Below are 17,206 nucleotides of genomic sequence, written 5' to 3'. Positions count from 1 at the left end.
TGACCTCTTACTGCGCCTGAACCCGCAGCTCTGCTGCGGAACGACTACGGTGACCCAACAATGCTTTGACATCACTGGACTTCGGCTTGACCAGAGCGAACTTCGGCGCCCATTCCGGCCAGTTAGCCAGAATCTCTTCCGCACGCGATGAACCGGTCGCCTGCACGTGCTCGGTAATCAGCCCGCGCAAGTGCTCTTCATGAATTGCCAACTGGTCGACATCCAACACTTCCACCAGCTCTGGGTTCACACGCTTACGGAATTCGCCGTCTTCATCCATGACGTAGGCGAAGCCGCCGGTCATACCTGCACCAAAGTTGATGCCGGTTTTGCCCAGGACGCAGACGATGCCGCCGGTCATGTATTCACAACCGTTGTCACCGATGCCTTCTACCACGGTGATGGCGCCAGAGTTACGTACGGCGAAGCGTTCACCCGCCCGGCCTGCTGCAAACAGCTTGCCGCCGGTAGCACCGTACAGGCAGGTATTGCCGATGATGCTGGCTTCGTGGCTGCGGAACGCAGAACCGATCGGCGGACGTACGGCGATACGACCGCCGGCCATGCCTTTGCCGACATAGTCGTTGGCGTCGCCGGTCAGTGTCAGTTCGACGCCGCCAGCATTCCATACGCCAAAGCTCTGGCCCGCGGTACCGGAGAAGTACGCCTTGATCGGATCGGCTGCCATGCCCTGGTCACCATGCACGGTGGCGATGGCCCCGGACAGGGTTGCGCCCACGGAACGATCGGTGTTGCGGATATCGAAGTAGAAGGCTTTGCTGCTTTTTGCTTCAATATGCGGTTCCGCCTGCGCCAGCAGATCTTTGTTCATCAACCCTTGGTCGAACGGCGGGTTGCTGCTTTCGGTGCAATATAGCGCTTTGCCCGGATGTGGCGTGGCGGTTTTCAGCAACGGCGACAGATCCAGTTTGTTCTGCTTGGCAGAGATGCCGTCCAGCTCGGTCAGGAAATCGGTACGACCAATCAGATCCACCAGTTGGCTGACCCCCAATTGCGCCATGATCTCGCGGGTTTCACGTGCGATAAACTGGAAGTAATTGGTCACACGCTCCGGCAGGCCGTGGTAGTGATCGCGGCGCAGTTTTTCATCTTGAGTCGCCACGCCTGTAGCGCAGTTGTTCAGGTGACAGATACGCAGGTACTTACAACCCAGCGCCACCATTGGGCCAGTGCCGAAACCGAAGCTTTCCGCACCCAGGATCGCCGCTTTAACGATGTCCACGCCGGTTTTCAGGCCGCCGTCCACCTGCAGGCGGATTTTATGGCGCAGGCCGTTAGCCACCAGAGCCTGCTGGGTTTCCACCAGACCCAGTTCCCACGGGCAGCCGGCGTATTTCACTGAGGATAACGGGCTGGCACCGGTGCCGCCGTCGTAACCGGCAATGGTGATCAGATCGGCATAGGCTTTTGCCACACCGGTCGCGATGGTACCCACGCCCGGCTCAGAAACCAGTTTCACCGAGATCATGGCCTTTGGGTTGACCTGTTTCAGGTCGAAGATCAGCTGTGCCAAATCCTCGATCGAATAGATGTCATGGTGCGGTGGTGGCGAAATCAAGGTCACGCCCGGCACTGAATAACGCAGCTTGGCGATATAAGGGGTTACTTTATCCCCCGGCAACTGGCCGCCTTCACCCGGCTTGGCCCCTTGCGCGACTTTAATTTGGATCACATCGGCATTCACCAGATAGGCCGGAGTCACACCGAAGCGGCCTGACGCTACCTGTTTGATGCGTGACACCTTATTGGTGCCGTAACGTGCCGGGTCTTCGCCGCCTTCACCGGAGTTGGAGAAACCGCCGAGGCTGTTCATCGCGATCGCCAGTGATTCATGCGCTTCCGGGCTTAGAGCACCGATGGACATGGCTGCGGTATCGAAGCGTTTGAACAACGATTCGGCGGGCTCAACCTGATCAACCGGAATTGGCGTGCCTTTCGGCGTAATGGCCAACAGATCGCGCAGCATAGCGACCGGGCGTTCGTTCACCAGCTTGGCATATGTCTGATAGTCGCTGTATTTGCCACTGTGAACCGCGGTTTGCAACGTGCTCACTACGTCTGGGTTGTACGCATGGTACTCCCCGTCGTGAACGAACTTCAGCAGGCCGCCTTGTTCTAGCGGTTTGCGTTTCAGCCATGCGCGTTTGGACAGGTTTTGCAGATCCTGTTGGATGTCGCTGAAGCTGGCGCCACCGATGCGGCTGACCACGCCCTGGAAGCACAAATCGGACAGATCGCGATGCAGGCCGACAGCCTCGAACAGCTTGGCGCAGCGATAAGACGCGATAGTCGAGATGCCCATTTTGGACATGATCTTGTACAAGCCTTTGTTGATGCCGTTGCGGTAGTTCAGCATCACATCACGGTATTTCTTATCGATCGCTTGGGTATCTACCAGCTTGGCCAACGTTTCGTAGGCCAGATAGGGGTAGACGGCCGTCGCGCCGAAGCCCAACAGCACGGCGAAATGGTGTGGATCGCGGGCGCTGGCGGTTTCAACGATAATGTTGGCGTCACAGCGCAGGCTCTTTTCGACCAAACGGGTCTGGATTGCACCGACGGCCATAGGCGCAGGCACCGGCAAACGGCTGGTGGAAATAGCGCGGTCGGACAGCACCAGCAGCACGGCGCCGTCACGGACTTTACGTTCCGCCTCGTCGCACAGGGCGCGGATGGTCTGCTCCAGATCCTGCTCGGCCGGATCGAAGGTCAGATCAAGCGTGTCGGCGCGATAGTATTCGCCTTCCAGCGTGGTGAGCTGTTTGAAATCGGAGTACAGCAGGATCGGCGATTTAAAACTTAAACGGTGCGCCTGGCCTTCGGCCTCGCAGAACACGTTCATTTCCCGGCCGATGCTGGTCGCCAGCGACATCACATGTGCTTCGCGCAGTGGATCGATAGGCGGGTTGGTCACCTGGGCGAACTGCTGGCGGAAATAGTCGTAAATAATACGCGGGCGGCTGGAGAGCACGGCGAACGGGGTATCGTCACCCATTGAGCCGGTGGCTTCCTGACCAATCTCGCCCAGCACGCGGATCACCTGATCCAGCTCTTCGCTGCTGTAGCCAAACTGCTTCTGGTAAGTTTCAAGCTGCGAGTCGTCCAGTTCACGGCTGCCAACCTGATCGGCCGGCAAGTCTTCAAACGGCACCAGGCGCTTAACGTTCTTTTCCATCCATTCTTTATACGGATGGCGGCTTTTCAGATCGTCATCGGTCTCGGCGGAATGCAGGATCTTACCGCTGCGGGTGTCGATCACCATCAGTTCGCCTGGGCCAACACGGCCTTTCTCTACCACTTCATCTGGCTGGTAATCCCAAATGCCGACTTCCGAAGCGCAGGTAATCAGTTTGTCTTTGGTGATGACGTAGCGCGCCGGACGCAGACCGTTACGGTCCAGGTTACAGGCAGCGTAGCGACCATCGGACATCACGATACCGGCAGGGCCGTCCCACGGTTCCATGTGCATCGAGTTGAAGTCGAAGAAGGCACGCAGATCGGTATCCATGTCCGGGTTATTCTGCCAGGCAGGCGGTACCAGCAGACGCATGGCGCGGATCAAATCCATACCACCTGCCAGCAGCAGCTCCAACATGTTATCCAGCGAGCTGGAATCGGAGCCGGTTTCGTTAACGAACGGCGCTGCCGTTTGCAGGTCCGGAATCAGCGGCGTCTGGAATTTATAAGTACGTGCGCGAGCCCACTGGCGGTTGCCGGTGATGGTGTTGATCTCGCCGTTGTGCGCCAGGTAGCGGAACGGCTGTGCCAGCGGCCAGCGCGGCACGGTGTTGGTGGAGAAACGCTGGTGGAACAGGCAAATAGCCGATTCCAAACGCAGATCCGCCAGATCAAGATAGAAGCGTGGCAGATCAGCAGGCATGCACAGGCCTTTATAGATCGTAACCAGATTCGAGAAGCTGCACACATAGAAACTGTCGTCCTGAACGCGTTTCTCTATACGGCGGCGCGCGATAAACAGGCGACGTTCCATATCACGCGGGCGCCAACCAGCCGGGGCGTTAACAAAGATTTGCTCAATACGCGGCAGAGAAGAGAGGGCAATCTCGCCCAGCACGTCCGGGTTGGTCGGCACTTCACGCCAGCCGACAACGGACAGCGTTTCATTTTGCAGTTCTTCTTCGACAATGCGGCGGCTGGCACGGGCTTCCTCTTCATTCTGGCTGAGGAACATCATGCCAACGGCGTAGTTCTTGGCTAAACGCCAGCCGCGCTCTTCCGCCACCATGCGGAAAAAGCGGTCGGGCTTTTGCAATAACAGGCCGCAACCGTCGCCAGTCTTGCCGTCAGCAAGGATTGCGCCACGGTGCTGCATACGGGCCAATGCGTGAATCGCGGTACGCACGACCTTATGGCTAGGTTCGCCTTCTATGTGGGCGATCAGGCCGAAACCACAGTTGTCCCGCTCTTGGGATTTATCGTACAACATATCAGTGAACCTCCCCAGGCTCTGCGTGACTCTCACAACCGACTCACGAGCGGGCTTCCCAACGTTGGCAGAAGTCCAATCAGCAAGCTTGATATTCGCCGATCTGCTTTTCCGCCCTCCGTTAATGGCCTCTCGTGACGGTTCTCACAAGTGGTACATGACTTGTTTTAAGAGGGAGTCTTAAATTACTGCATAAATATGACGAGACGTTTGCCCGTCCAGAAAGCTTCCAGCGGACTTCCAACTTAGCGAGAAAGAATACGCAGGTCAAATATAGGCCTAAGGGGGTTTTTTATTGAATTAATGGTGTTTAATAGTTTGATATATAATGATTTATTTCAATTTTTGAGGTTGTGTGACGGCGCGCAAGGTCCCAGAGAAATGTGAGCTGTCTCACTATAGTGCAACGCCTGAATCTCTGCACCATGCTAGTGCGGGCGGGAATGTCAGAGTTTTATTCTAGTAATTTATTATTTTTTGTTGTTTGAAACTATTTTTCATCGCTTTGTCACACTGGCGTTAACGGTTGCGTGCAAATAAGAAAAATTCATCTCAGCCAAGATGATTTTATTTGCATTTATAATGAATAGTTATGCCTGGTGAAGCCTTGCGGGGAAAGCGTTGATCTCTGTCATCGCGGGAAAAGCCGTTTCTTATTAGCATCACGGGCTTTGAGCACAGAGACAATCAAGATTATGCAGTTGCCGCAATTAGTCAATATGTTTGGCGCCGATCTTCAGCGCCGACACGGTGAAAAGATCCATAAACTCACGCTACACGGCGGTTTTAGTTGCCCTAACCGCGACGGCACGCTGGGGCGCGGTGGCTGCACCTTTTGTCATGTTGCCTCTTTTGCCGATGAGCAGATGCAACAACAGAGCATAGCTGAACAGCTGGCACAGCAGGCCGTCAGAGTGAATCGCGCAAAGCGCTACCTCGCCTATTTTCAGGCTTATACCAGTACTTATGCAGAAGTGAGCCTGTTGGCGCAGATGTACCAACAGGCGCTGGCACAGGCGGATATGGTGGGTATCTGCGTCGGCACGCGCCCGGACTGTGTGCCACCCGCCGCACTGGATTTGCTGGCGAGTTACCTCGAGCAGGGCTACGAAGTCTGGTTGGAGCTTGGGTTGCAGACGGCGCACGATAAAACGCTAAAACGCATCAACCGAGGCCATGATTTCTCCTGTTATCAACATACGGCCCGGTTGGCACGCGAGCGCGGGCTGAAGGTGTGCAGTCACCTGATCGTCGGGTTGCCTGGGGAAAGCGCCGCCGACCACTTGGCTTCACTGGAACAGGTGGTGGACTGCGGTGTGGATGGCATCAAACTGCATCCGCTGCATATTGTTACGGGGAGCACGCTGGCGCGGGCCTGGCGAGCTGGCAGGCTGCCCGAGTTAGCGCTTGATGAGTATGCCACCAGTGCGGGTGAGATGATCCGCCATACGCCGAAAGACGTGGTGTATCACCGTATTTCTGCCAGCGCACGCAGGCCGACGTTATTGGCACCATTATGGTGCGAAAACCGTTGGAACGGTATGCAGGCAGTGGGTGGCTACTTGCAACGTCACGGCGGGCAGGGCAGCGCGCTGGACGCCGCCCTGTGTTATTCACCGACGCTATAACTGCAGGCTGGCGCGAACTTCTGATCGTGCGCGTTGCAAGTCGGCCTGCAGCTGCGGGTTCGCCAGCAGCCGAGCGGCGAGCGCCGTCGCCGCCAATTTGCCGCCTTCCAAATCGCTCGGGTAGTGAACGCCGGCAATCACTCTGCTTTGCGCATTACTCGCCGCCTGTTCAAACAGCGCGCTGCGTTTTTCCGGCACCATCTGCGCCAGCAGGATCGCCGTCAGGTAGCTGTCCATCGCGTGTCCGCTGGGGTAAGAGTCGCCTTCTGGCGGCGGCAACAGCGGCTTCACGCGGTTGTCGGCCTCATAAGGGCGCGGGCGACCATAGAAGGCTTTGGCGGGCATCAGGCTTTGTTCAAAATCTTGATAGACCCGGCGGAACAGGGCCACGGTGATCGGATGACGATCGGCGGTGAACGTCGGGCCGAAGATATCGCGGGCGAAGGGAAATGCGGCGTCCGCCAGATGATCATCCCGCTTGGCTTTGGCGATTTGTTCCGTGGTGCGGCTAGCCTGTAGGGCCAACACCGCCTGCAGATCCGCCCGGTTCAGCGGCGTATCCATTGAGGGGGGCGGTGGCAACAACGGGGCGATTTGCCGCTGTTCCGCACTCAGATAGCCGGTAACGGCGGCTGCGGCCTTCAGGGGAAAAATAACGGTCAGAAACAGGGCGAGCAGGGTGGTGCGATAGATGGTTAACATGGTCAATCCTCACATCAGGGAAATGAGGAAGCCTGCCGGGGCCGGCCACAGCGCTGCTGCCGGTGAAAGTAAACCGCGGGATGAAATCCTTTCCCTTACTTCAAGCCTCAAGGCTTCGCTATCCGTGTCTGCGAAAGCAAGCGCATGCACGGTGCATCATTAATATATTAACGGAAAGGCGCTCTCAAGCGGCTGAGGTGTGGGGTGGGTCACAGAAAAAATCTTTTCGCTACAAGTGATTAATCCCTAAGTATGAGCGGGTTGATTAATGTGGTTTTGGACTGCGGCAGGGCGATGAACTGCCTTTTGCACGCCAGACGCCGCTATTTTCCGTTAGCAGGACTTGACTCTCAGACACGGCGGAAAAATTTGCGGTATGATTCAAAAGATTATGTCTGATGGGAGCCGCTATGAAGCAAATCAGGGTGTTAGCCCAGTACTACGTTGATTTAATGGTAAAACTGGGGCTAGTGCGTTTTTCGCTGCTGCTGGCGTCGGCATTGGTGGTGCTGGCGATGGTGGTGCAGATGGCGGTGACCATGCTGCTGCGTGGCGAAGTAGAAAGCATTGACGTGGTGCGCTCAATTTTCTTCGGTCTATTGATTACGCCGTGGGCGGTTTACTTTCTGTCTGTGGTGGTCGAACAGCTTGAGGAGTCACGCCAGCGTCTGGCGCGGCTGGTTGATAAGCTGGAAGAAATGCGCCACCGCGACCTCGAGCTTAATCAACAGCTTAAGGACAACATCAGCCAACTGAATCAGGAAATCGCCGACCGTATCAAGGCAGAAGAAGAACGCCAGCAGGTGATGGACAAGCTGACCGAAGAGATGGAACAGCGTGAGTTAGCGCAGATCGAACTGGGCCAGCAGTCGGCACTGTTACGTTCATTCCTCGATGCTTCACCGGACCTGGTGTATTACCGCAACGAAGACAAAGAGTTCTCCGGCTGTAACCGGGCAATGGAGCTGTTGACCGGCAAAAGCGAAAAACAGCTGATTGGGCTAACGCCGTTTGATGTTTACGGCCAGGAAATTGCCGAGAAAGTGATAGAAACCGACGAAAAAGTATTCCGTCACAACGTCTCCCTGACTTATGAACAGTGGCTGGTTTATCCGGACGGGCGCAAGGCCTGTTTTGAATTGCGTAAGGTCCCGTTTTACGACCGAGTGGGTAAACGTCACGGGCTTATGGGCTTTGGCCGCGATATAACCGAGCGTAAGCGCTACCAGGACGCGCTGGAGAACGCCAGTAGGGACAAGACCACCTTCATCTCAACAATCAGCCACGAGCTTCGTACGCCGCTTAATGGCATTGTTGGCTTAAGCCGCATTCTGCTCGATACCGATTTAAACGACGAACAGCTGAAGTACCTCAAAACCATCCATGTCAGTGCCATTACGCTGGGCAATATCTTCAATGACATTATCGAGATGGACAAGCTTGAGCGGCGCAAAGTGCAGCTCGACAACCAACCGGTAGATTTCACCGGTTTCCTCGCCGACCTGGAAAACCTCTCTGGCCTGCTGGCACAACCGAAAGGGCTGCAATTTGTGATGGAGCCGCAGCAACCGCTGCCGCAACAAATCATCACTGACGGTACCCGCCTGCGGCAAATCTTGTGGAACCTGATCGGCAATGCGGTCAAATTCACCCCGCAAGGGCGGATCGTGGTGCGCGTGCGGCGCGAGGAACAGGATCGGTTGGTGTTTGAGGTTGAAGACTCCGGTATGGGGATTCCTCAGGACGAACAAGACAAGATTTTCGCTATGTATTATCAGGTGAAGGATCAGCATGGCGGTCGCCCGGCGACCGGTACCGGCATTGGACTGGCGGTTTCCAAGCGGCTGGCGCAGAGCATGGGCGGTGATATTACCGTCAGCAGCGTACAGGGGCACGGTTCTTGCTTCACGTTGTCCATTAAGGCGCCAGGGGTACAGGAAGCGGAAAACGAAACACCGGCCGAAGAAGCACTGCCATTGCCGGCTCTGCATATCCTGCTGGTGGAGGATATTGAACTGAATGTGATTGTGGCACGTTCAGTGCTGGAGAAACTGGGTAACAGCGTAGAAGTCGCGATGAATGGCCAGGATGCGCTGGCGATGTTTGATCCGGACGAGTTCGATCTGGTGTTACTGGATATCCAACTGCCGGACATGACCGGGCTGGATATCGCTCGGATACTGCGTGAGCGCTATGCCGGGCAGGCACTACCCCCCTTGGTGGCGTTGACGGCCAACGTGCTGAAAGACAAAAAAGAGTACCTCGACGCAGGAATGGACGACGTGCTGAGTAAGCCATTGTCGGTACCGGCGTTGACCAAAGTCATTAAACATTACTGGGATCACCAATCCTCTCACACCACAAAGAAAACGGAGCAAAAGACGATGCAGATTAATGAGTCGTTACTGGATACCACCGTGCTGGAACAGTATATGGACCTGGTGGGGCCGCAGTTGATTCATCAAAGCCTGGAGATGTTTGAGCAGATGATGCCAGGTTATCTGGCGGTGCTGGACTCCAATATGACGGCGCGCGATCAGAAAGGCATCACAGAAGAGGCGCATAAAATTAAAGGTGCGGCAGGTTCGGTGGGTTTACGTCATCTGCAACAGCTTGCCCAGCAAATCCAAACGCCAACGCTGCCGGCATGGTGGGATAACGTGCAGGACTGGGTTGATGAACTGAAACAGGAATGGCGTAACGATGTGCAAGTGCTGCGGGAATGGGTAGCGAACGCTGAAAAAAAATGACCCCGACCTAAGCCGGGGTGCGCGAATATTGCGCCAACACCAGGGAAATTGTGAACCTGCGTATTGGATTTCATGTTCTGGTCGAGCAGGTTGTAGAGAATTCCTAAACATCATACAGCCAACAACATAGCAAATGTAAGCGCTCTTGTTAGAAGATTCATTAAAATGTGTGATGTAGATTAGTGTTTGTCTACTCCGAGCACTAACCAGTTGACAGTATCGACAGGAGGAAGGGTGATGAAAAACGTGGGTGTAGTGCTAAGTGGCTGCGGGGTTTATGACGGTACGGAGATCCATGAAGCCGTTCTGACACTGTTGGCGTTGGACCGCGCGGGGGCGAAAGCAGTGTGCTTTGCGCCTGATAAACCTCAACTTCATGTTATTAATCACTTATCTGGCGATGAAGCACCAGAGCAGCGCAATGTTTTAGTGGAGTCAGCACGCATTGCCCGAGGCGAGGTCCGTCCGCTTTCACACGCCGATGCCAGTCAGTTGGACGCCCTGATCGTCCCAGGTGGATTTGGTGCCGCGAAGAACCTCAGCAGTTTTGCAAGCGAAGGCGCGGGATGCTGGATTGATAAGGATTTGGTTAAGTTAACGCAGCAAATGCATAAGGCAAATAAACCAATCGGTTTTATGTGCATTGCCCCTGCGTTGCTGCCAAAGTTGCTGGATCAACAAGTGCGGCTGACCATTGGCAACGATCCAGACCTGGGTGAAGTGATTGATGCCATGGGCGGTGAACCGGTGATTTGCCCAGTCGATGACATCGTGGTGGACAGTGAAAACAAAGTGGTAACGACACCGGCCTATATGCTGGCGAAATCTATCGGTGAAGCAGCCAGCGGGATTGATAAGCTGGTTTCACGGGTGCTGGATTTGGCTGAATGAGAAAGTCTGCGGGAAAATCGATTTTATCCCGGCTGGGGTTTTGGCTGAAACGTGGACTTCTTGTCCTGGTCGGGGTGTGGCTATTAGGGATTGTCGCCTTTGCTTTTCTGCCAGTGCCTTTTTCTTCCGTCATGGTGGAACGGCAGGTGGGGGCCTGGTTGAGGGGGGACTTTAGCTACGTGGCACATTCCGACTGGGTGTCGATGGACGATATTTCCCCGCAGATGGCGCTGGCGGTGATGGCAGCCGAAGATCAGAAATTCCCTGACCACTGGGGTTTTGACGTGGCGGCGATAGAAAAGGCGTTCAGCCACAACGAGAAACGCCCGACGCGCATCCGCGGTGCCTCTACGCTGTCGCAGCAAACTGCCAAGAACCTGTTTCTGTGGGATGGCCGCAGTTGGTTGCGCAAAGGGCTTGAGGCCGGGCTGACATCGGGTATTGAGCTGGTATGGACCAAACGGCGTATCTTGACGGTGTACCTGAATATCGTCGAGTTCGGCGACGGTATTTTCGGTGTGGAGGAGGCATCACAACGTTTCTTCAATAAACCGGCCAAGCGGCTGACCGCATCAGAGGCTGCATTGCTGGCAGCGGTATTGCCGAACCCGCACCGTTTCAAGGCGAATGCCCCTTCGGGTTACGTGATACAACGGCAGCAATGGATTATGCGCCAGATGCGCCAACTGGGCGGGGACGCGTTTTTGAAAGAGAATAATCTGGATTAACGCGCCGGATGAAGGCAAGTGCCTTATCCGGCGCCGCGGGTTATTTCACTGAAGTAAAGGCCGTGGTGACGTGTTTCACACCGCTCACCTGGCTGGCGATTTGTGCCGCTGACTGCCCTTCTTGTGGTGTCACCAGGCCCAGCAGGAACACTTCACCGTTTTCTGTGGTGACTTTCACATTCGATGACTTCACCGTATCGCTGGTGAGCAGCTGTGAACGTACCTTGGTGGTGATCCAGGTATCGGAAGAGGCCGTGCTCAGGCTGACCGGGGTACCTTGGCGGATCTCGTTATACACTTCGGTCGTACCTTCAACACCCATCGCGATTTGTTTGGCGCGTGCGGCCAGATCGGTGCTTGGCGCCTGACCCGTCAATAACACTTTACCCTGGTAAGCCGTTGCGACGACGCGGGCATCTTTTTTCAACTGCTGATCTTTACTTAGGGCGTTCTCAACCCGGGCTTCCAGCGTGCCGTCGTCTACCTGAGTACCCACGCTACGTGGGTCGGTGGCGGTTTTGGTGGCAACAGCGGCGCTGCCAACGACAACGCCTGCAATACAACCTTGTAACAGCAGGGCGCTGGACAGCACTGCAAATGTGGCTTTCAGCTTCATCTCAGTTCCTTAATCGTCCTGGTGGGGAAACAACGTACTATCTATCAGGTCGCATAGGCAATTTACGGTGAGCATATGCATTTCCTGAATGCGTGCACTGCGGTGCGAGGGGATGCGGATTTCGACATCCTGCTGACCGAGCAAGCCGGCCAGTTCACCGCCGTCGTAACCGGTCAGCGCGACAATGGTCATATCACGCGTCACTGCGGCTTCGACTGCTTTTACAATATCACGGCTGTTGCCGCGGGTGGAAATTGCCAACAACACGTCGCCGGCATGGCCGAGCGCGCGGACTTGCTTGGCATAAACTTCATCGTGCAGGCGATCGTTAGTGATCGCCGTCAGCACCACGTTATCGGCATTGAGAGCAATTGCCGGCAGGCTTGGGCGCTCGGTTTCAAAGCGGTTGATCATGCTGGCGGCGAAATGCTGTGCGTTGGCTGCCGAGGTGCCATTACCGCAACAAAGAATTTTATTACCGTTAAGTAAAGATTGGACCAGCGTCATCGCTGCTCGCGAAATGGCGTCGGGTAAAGCCTCCGCCGCCGCAATCTGGGTTTGGATGCTTTCGGTAAAACAGGCTTTAATTCTATCCAGCACGTTGTATTAATCCACTCAGTCAAAGGGCCACTTGGCACCGGTATACCCGTCGTTTTTCAAGCTGTAGCGTTGTTCTCTGCATTCACTCACCCTTTGTAAGCGCTTGGGATGAGTGCGCAGGTTGCCTAACTGCAACGTGAAATCCATAGGGTATAAATAATGTTTAATCCGCATTGAAGGCGTTGGGTATCCATTCTAACTGGCTACCGGTGATGGCCAAAACATCAAAACGGCAAGATGATGTGTCAAAACTGGCTCCGCGCCCCGCCAACCAAACGGCGGCGGCATGCAACAACCGTTGTTGCTTACGATAAGTGACGCTGGCTGCCGCACCACCAAAAGTGTCGTTGCGGCGGTAGCGGACTTCTACGAACACCCAGGTTTTACCCTCGCGCATGATAAGATCGAGCTCACCGCCACGCACCGCCACGTTGGCGGCGAAGAAGGTGAGCCCGGCGCGTTCCAGATAATGGCGGGCTTGTAACTCATAGCCCGCCCCTGTGGCGCGTTGACTCAAGAGACCGGAACGACCATACCCTGACGGTATTGCAGCCAAGGCAGTTTTCGGTTGATCACACAACCCTGTGAGGATGTGAGCACACCCGTCGTGCCTGAGACCTGGAAGCCAGGCAGTTGGCGCATTTCAGCAAAGTGGTTGGACAATGTCCAGGCATCCATCCCCATGGCGTACAGACGTACCAGCGAATAATCACTACGGAACTGGCTGCTTGCCTGCTGCAACAATTGCGGGTTGGAACCGGCCAACAACGGAATGTCGCTGAACTGCAGACCTTCCATTTCCAGACGGAAGTCCGGGCCGGCACCGGCCTGGTAGCTGCGTGAGCTGGCGTACATGGCCGGCTTACTGCGCGAGGTGGTAGCCATGTCGATCATCGGTTTGATCAGTGTCAGCTGAGACTGCGTCGCTACGATATAGACCGCGTCCACGCCGCCACCGCTGGTTGCAGGCGTGTCGCTTGGCGGTGCAGGAATGGTCAGCCCGGCAATGGTTACCGCCTGTGGCGCAGGTGCCGCAGAGATGGGGGTGCCGGACATGCGAATGCCGCCGCTGTTCACCATCTGACGCAATTCACCCGGTGACCCGATGCTTTGTTGCAACACGGTCTGACCACCCAGTTTCTGCCACTCCTGATTAAAGGCTTTAGCAACGCGATCGCCGAAGGCACCGCGCGGGATCAGCAACAGCGGTTGCCGTTTCTGCTGTTCCCAGATGTGGCGTGCGGCATCACGGGCTTCGTCTTCCGGTGAAAGTGCGAAGTAGCAAATATTTGGGTTGTCTTTCGGTGTTTCCGGCTGATTGAGCGCCAGTACGTTCAACGTCGTCGTGCTGCTGGCCAGCTGATCGACATTTTCTTTCAGCAGCGGACCGACCACCAGGGTTGCGCCATCCTGCTGTGCCTGCGTCAGCAACGCGGCCAGTGGCTGGCTGGTGGTGTCATAGACCTTAATCTGTGCATTAGCGGCTTGTGGCGGCGTAATAGGCGCAGTGGACGCTGTAGACGGTTGTGCGGCGGTGACCGGAGCAGCTTCAGCTGACGGTGCAGAGGTGCTTACCGCACCATTGGCGTTTTGGTCCGTTGGGGCAGGTGCCTGATCGGGGGCGCTGACAGGTTGTTGCTGCTGTTGCACCGGTGCCGAATACGTCACGCCATTCTTCGCCGCTTCAAAACCTTTTTGGATCGCGTCGGCGAACACTTTAGCCTGGCCGTTCAGCGGCAACAGCAGCGCAATTTTTGACGTAGACGCCTGGGTAAAGTTAAGCACCTGGTTTAATTGGGTCGGCAACGTTTTTGCCGCCGGATTCTGCGGGTAACGGTTTTGCCAGTCTTTAATGCCTGCCTTCAGTAGATCAGGATCCTGTTTGTTGTCCTGATAAACACGCAACAGATCAAGCCAGCCTTGCAGCACATTCTCATTGGCGTTGATCACCAGGCTGTTCATATCCTGGGGTGTCAGCTGCAACAATGCCTGCCAGGTTTGATCCAGGTTAGTTTGGTGTGCTTTGCCGGTCAGCAAGGGCTCTTGTGCAATATAAGCACGGATGAGCGGCAGGGAAGGTTTGCCCTGATTGGCGGCGATCTGCGCCTGATAGAAGCGCACCAACTGGTTGGCTGACAACGAGCCGGTATCCAGATGGCCTAATGTACTGCGGGCACTGACATAGCTTTTGTTCGCCACTTGGAGCTCAGCACTCAGCAGTTGGCGTTCTGTCTGCTGCACGTTGCTCAGGTTTTTTGGCAGCTGGTTCAGTTGTTCACTGGCTTGCGGCAGTTTCCCTTCGCGTAACAGCGCGCGAATAGCAAGTAATTGCCAGTCAGCCTTGTTATCATTACTGCTTTGCTGCAACTGCTGCAGATAGTAATCGGAACTGGCGCTCGCTTCGTCCTGTATATTAGCGGGCGGCGTCTGCGGGGCCTGACTCGGGCAGCCTGCGAGGAAAAGAGCTGCCGCGATAACTGCGGTAAGTCGGACAGGCTTTGAACGCCCTGCTTTGGTACGAACGAATGTTGAGGAAAGCATACTGTATCCAGTGATGTTTTTTTCAAGATGCTTAATATTAAATCGGCAACTCGGATGAAACAATGAATCAACACCAACAATCAGTCATTTCTGCATCAACACTGTATGTGGTGCCCACCCCAATCGGCAATTTAGGGGATATAACCCATCGTGCGTTAGAGGTACTGAAAAGCGTTGATCTGATTGCGGCCGAGGACACGCGCCATACCGGGTTGCTGCTGCAACACTTTGCGATTAGCGCGCGGTTGTTTGCGCTGCACGACCATAACGAACAGCAAAAAGCCGATCAACTGCTGGCGAAATTGCAGGAAGGCCAGAGCATCGCGCTGGTTTCCGACGCAGGTACCCCCTTGATCAACGATCCCGGCTACCACCTGGTACGCCGTTGTCGTGAAGCCGGCATTCGGGTCGTCCCCTTGCCAGGAGCTTGCGCGGCAACCACCGCACTCTGCGCCGCAGGCCTTGCTTCAGACCGTTTCTGTTACGAAGGGTTCCTGCCGGCGAAAACCAAGGGGCGTAAGGATACGCTGATGGCGCTGGCAGAGGAACCGCGCACGTTGATTTTCTACGAATCAACTCACCGGTTGTTGGAAAGTTTGCAGGACATGGTGACCGTGTGGGGGCCACAACGCTATGTGGTATTGGCGCGTGAATTGACCAAAACCTGGGAATCGATCACCGGCGCACCGGTTGGCGAGCTACTGGCCTGGGTGCAGGAAGATGAAGTCCGTCGCCGCGGCGAAATGGTGCTTATCGTAGAAGGCCACAAGGTGCAGGAAGATGCATTACCGCTGGAGGCGCTACGTACGCTGGCATTGCTGCAAAAAGAACTGCCATTGAAAAAAGCGGCAGCGCTGGCGGCAGAAATCCACGGCGTGAAGAAAAATGCGTTGTATAAGTACGCGTTAGAGCAACAAGAACAGTAAAGCGGTTGACCTGCCGTGAGCACGACGCTACTATCCGCGCCGGAGTTGACCAGACAGTCGCCGCTTCACTGCCGTCCCTTTCGGGGGAGACAGGTGGAGGGGAGGAAAGTCCGGGCTCCATAGGGCAGGGTGCCAGGTAACGCCTGGGAGGCGCAAGCCTACGACTAGTGCAACAGAGAGCAAACCGCCGATGGCCCGCGCAAGCGGGATCAGGTAAGGGTGAAAGGGTGCGGTAAGAGCGCACCGCGCGACTGGCAACAGTTCGTGGCACGGTAAACTCCACCCGGAGCAAGGCCAAATAGGGGTTCACATGGTACGGCCCGTACTGAACCCGGGTAGGCTGCTTGAGCCAGTGAGCGATTGCTGGCCTAGAGGAATGACTGTCCACGACAGAACCCGGCTTACCGGTCAACTCCCTCTATAAAGAAAACCCCGCGTAACGCAAGTTACGCGGGGTTTTTTCCATTCAGAAGATCATTCACACCGGCAAATCGATCAACAGTGCGCGCAGTGGCGTTTTAGCGCGGATAGTCAGTCGGTTTTCCTCATGGATAAACGCTCCATCACCGCAGGTTAGCCGTTGGCCGTCGTGACGTTCACCATGGGCTTCAATGGTGCCGTGGATCGACTGCAAATAGGCACGCGGTCCGTTCAGCGCCAGTGTCTGCTGCTCGCCGGGTTGTAAATCCAAATGATGGATCCACACTTGTTGGCGCAGTTGCAGACTGCCCTGTGCGCCATCAGGCGAAGCCAGCAGCGTCAGACCGGCCTCTGGCAGCATCAGGCGCTGTACACGCTCGTTGCTGCGCTCTGGGCAGGCGTCCAGCCAGAGTTGCAAACGGGTCAGTGGCGTATCGTTGCTGATGTTCTGCTCGCTGTAACTCAGACCAGGCTGCGTGGACAACAGTAAGGCTTCACCAGCCTGAGCATTCACCGTGTTGCCGTCGCTGTCGCGGTATTCGGCCTTCCCCTGCAAGATCAGATTCAGGATATCCACATTGGGATAGGTGCGTGGCTGGAATGACGCACCTGGCGCCAGCACCTCCTGATTCAGCACCCGTAGCGAGGCGTAGCCCATCAGCTTGGGATCGAAATAATGTCCAAAAGAAAAGGTGTAGCGAGCCTGCAGCCAACCAAAGTCAGCTTGCCCGCATTGTTGTGCTGTTCTGCATGTAATCATGGCAATCGGCTCTCTAAATTTATTCTTCCCTTCATCGTTCTGGTTGCTGCTGCGTTGGCTTATCTCGACCACTGTCTCGCTGCCGCCAGAAACCTATTGGGTATATTAAGATGGTAAGCATCTGGACGCCGGATTGTTAGCCAGTTAATCTGGTCGGCATATTCAAATTTCCTGAC

12 protein-coding genes and 1 other RNA gene are annotated in these 17,206 nt (G+C 55.6%); 6 read left to right on the top strand and 7 right to left on the bottom strand.

Going from position 1 to position 17,206, the window contains the following annotated elements:
* Positions 1 to 7: 7 nt before the first annotated feature.
* Entirely contained in the window at positions 8 to 4,468 is a 4,461-nt protein-coding gene (gltB, locus tag ACI2J2_RS17415; protein WP_209637173.1) for a glutamate synthase large subunit, read from the bottom strand.
* 695 nt (positions 4,469 to 5,163) lie between these two features.
* Here gltB and ACI2J2_RS17410 point away from each other — a divergent pair.
* Positions 5,164 to 6,096: a TIGR01212 family radical SAM protein gene (locus ACI2J2_RS17410; protein ID WP_404760569.1), complete on the top strand. Its 933-nt coding sequence runs from the start codon at positions 5,164 to 5,166 to the stop codon at positions 6,094 to 6,096.
* Here the strand turns inward: ACI2J2_RS17410 and ACI2J2_RS17405 are convergent.
* A complete protein-coding gene (locus tag ACI2J2_RS17405; RefSeq protein WP_404760520.1) occupies positions 6,091 to 6,798 on the bottom strand; it encodes a phosphatase PAP2 family protein in 708 nt (235 codons plus the stop codon). The genes ACI2J2_RS17410 and ACI2J2_RS17405 overlap by 6 nt on opposite strands.
* 410 nt (positions 6,799 to 7,208) lie before the next feature.
* Here ACI2J2_RS17405 and arcB point away from each other — a divergent pair, with 410 nt between their 5' ends.
* The 3 genes from arcB to mtgA all read left to right on the top strand — a co-directional run bounded on the left by arcB (position 7,209) and on the right by mtgA (position 11,167).
* The gene (gene arcB / locus ACI2J2_RS17400) at positions 7,209 to 9,548 is read left to right on the top strand and encodes an aerobic respiration two-component sensor histidine kinase ArcB (protein ID WP_209637177.1); all 2,340 of its coding nucleotides are present in this window, start codon (positions 7,209 to 7,211) and stop codon (positions 9,546 to 9,548) included.
* 237 nt (positions 9,549 to 9,785) lie between these two features.
* On the top strand, positions 9,786 to 10,439 hold the full coding sequence (gene elbB, locus ACI2J2_RS17395; protein ID WP_404760519.1) for an isoprenoid biosynthesis glyoxalase ElbB: 654 nt from the start codon (positions 9,786 to 9,788) through the stop codon (positions 10,437 to 10,439).
* A complete protein-coding gene (gene mtgA / locus ACI2J2_RS17390) occupies positions 10,436 to 11,167 on the top strand; it encodes a monofunctional biosynthetic peptidoglycan transglycosylase (protein ID WP_209637181.1) in 732 nt (243 codons plus the stop codon). Before elbB ends, mtgA begins: the two co-directional genes overlap by 4 nt.
* Positions 11,168 to 11,207: 40 nt before the next feature.
* Here mtgA and dolP read toward each other — a convergent pair whose 3' ends face one another.
* The 4 genes from dolP to ACI2J2_RS17370 all read right to left on the bottom strand — a co-directional run bounded on the left by dolP (position 11,208) and on the right by ACI2J2_RS17370 (position 14,924).
* The gene (gene dolP, locus ACI2J2_RS17385) at positions 11,208 to 11,783 is read right to left on the bottom strand and encodes a division/outer membrane stress-associated lipid-binding lipoprotein (RefSeq protein WP_037416385.1); all 576 of its coding nucleotides are present in this window, start codon (positions 11,781 to 11,783) and stop codon (positions 11,208 to 11,210) included.
* 9 nt (positions 11,784 to 11,792) lie between these two features.
* A complete protein-coding gene (gene diaA, locus ACI2J2_RS17380; protein ID WP_037416387.1) occupies positions 11,793 to 12,383 on the bottom strand; it encodes a DnaA initiator-associating protein DiaA in 591 nt (196 codons plus the stop codon).
* A 163-nt stretch (positions 12,384 to 12,546) separates the two neighbouring features.
* Positions 12,547 to 12,900 (bottom strand): YraN family protein, encoded by a 354-nt coding sequence (locus tag ACI2J2_RS17375; protein WP_209637183.1) that lies wholly within the window; start codon positions 12,898 to 12,900, stop codon positions 12,547 to 12,549.
* On the bottom strand, positions 12,897 to 14,924 hold the full coding sequence (locus ACI2J2_RS17370) for a penicillin-binding protein activator (protein WP_404760518.1): 2,028 nt from the start codon (positions 14,922 to 14,924) through the stop codon (positions 12,897 to 12,899). Before ACI2J2_RS17370 ends, ACI2J2_RS17375 begins: the two co-directional genes overlap by 4 nt.
* 62 nt (positions 14,925 to 14,986) lie before the next feature.
* Here ACI2J2_RS17370 and rsmI point away from each other — a divergent pair, with 62 nt between their 5' ends.
* Positions 14,987 to 15,850 carry a 16S rRNA (cytidine(1402)-2'-O)-methyltransferase gene (gene rsmI, locus ACI2J2_RS17365; protein WP_037416395.1) on the top strand — a complete coding sequence of 288 codons (864 nt, stop codon included), beginning with the start codon at positions 14,987 to 14,989 and terminating at the stop codon, positions 15,848 to 15,850.
* Between the two features lie 41 nt (positions 15,851 to 15,891).
* Positions 15,892 to 16,270: RNase P RNA component class A (gene rnpB / locus ACI2J2_RS17360), an RNA gene on the top strand.
* 58 nt (positions 16,271 to 16,328) lie between these two features.
* On the opposite strand, the gene ACI2J2_RS17355 is transcribed toward rnpB, so the two are convergent.
* A complete protein-coding gene (locus ACI2J2_RS17355) occupies positions 16,329 to 17,030 on the bottom strand; it encodes a pirin family protein (protein WP_209637188.1) in 702 nt (233 codons plus the stop codon).
* Positions 17,031 to 17,206 lie beyond the last annotated feature (176 nt).

It is taken from the genome of Serratia sp. NPDC087055 (assembly GCF_044900985.1).
Classification (GTDB): Bacteria; Pseudomonadota; Gammaproteobacteria; order Enterobacterales; family Enterobacteriaceae; genus Serratia.
Note: the sequence above shows the minus strand (reverse complement) of the source record. Positions and strands in the feature narration are given on the sequence as shown.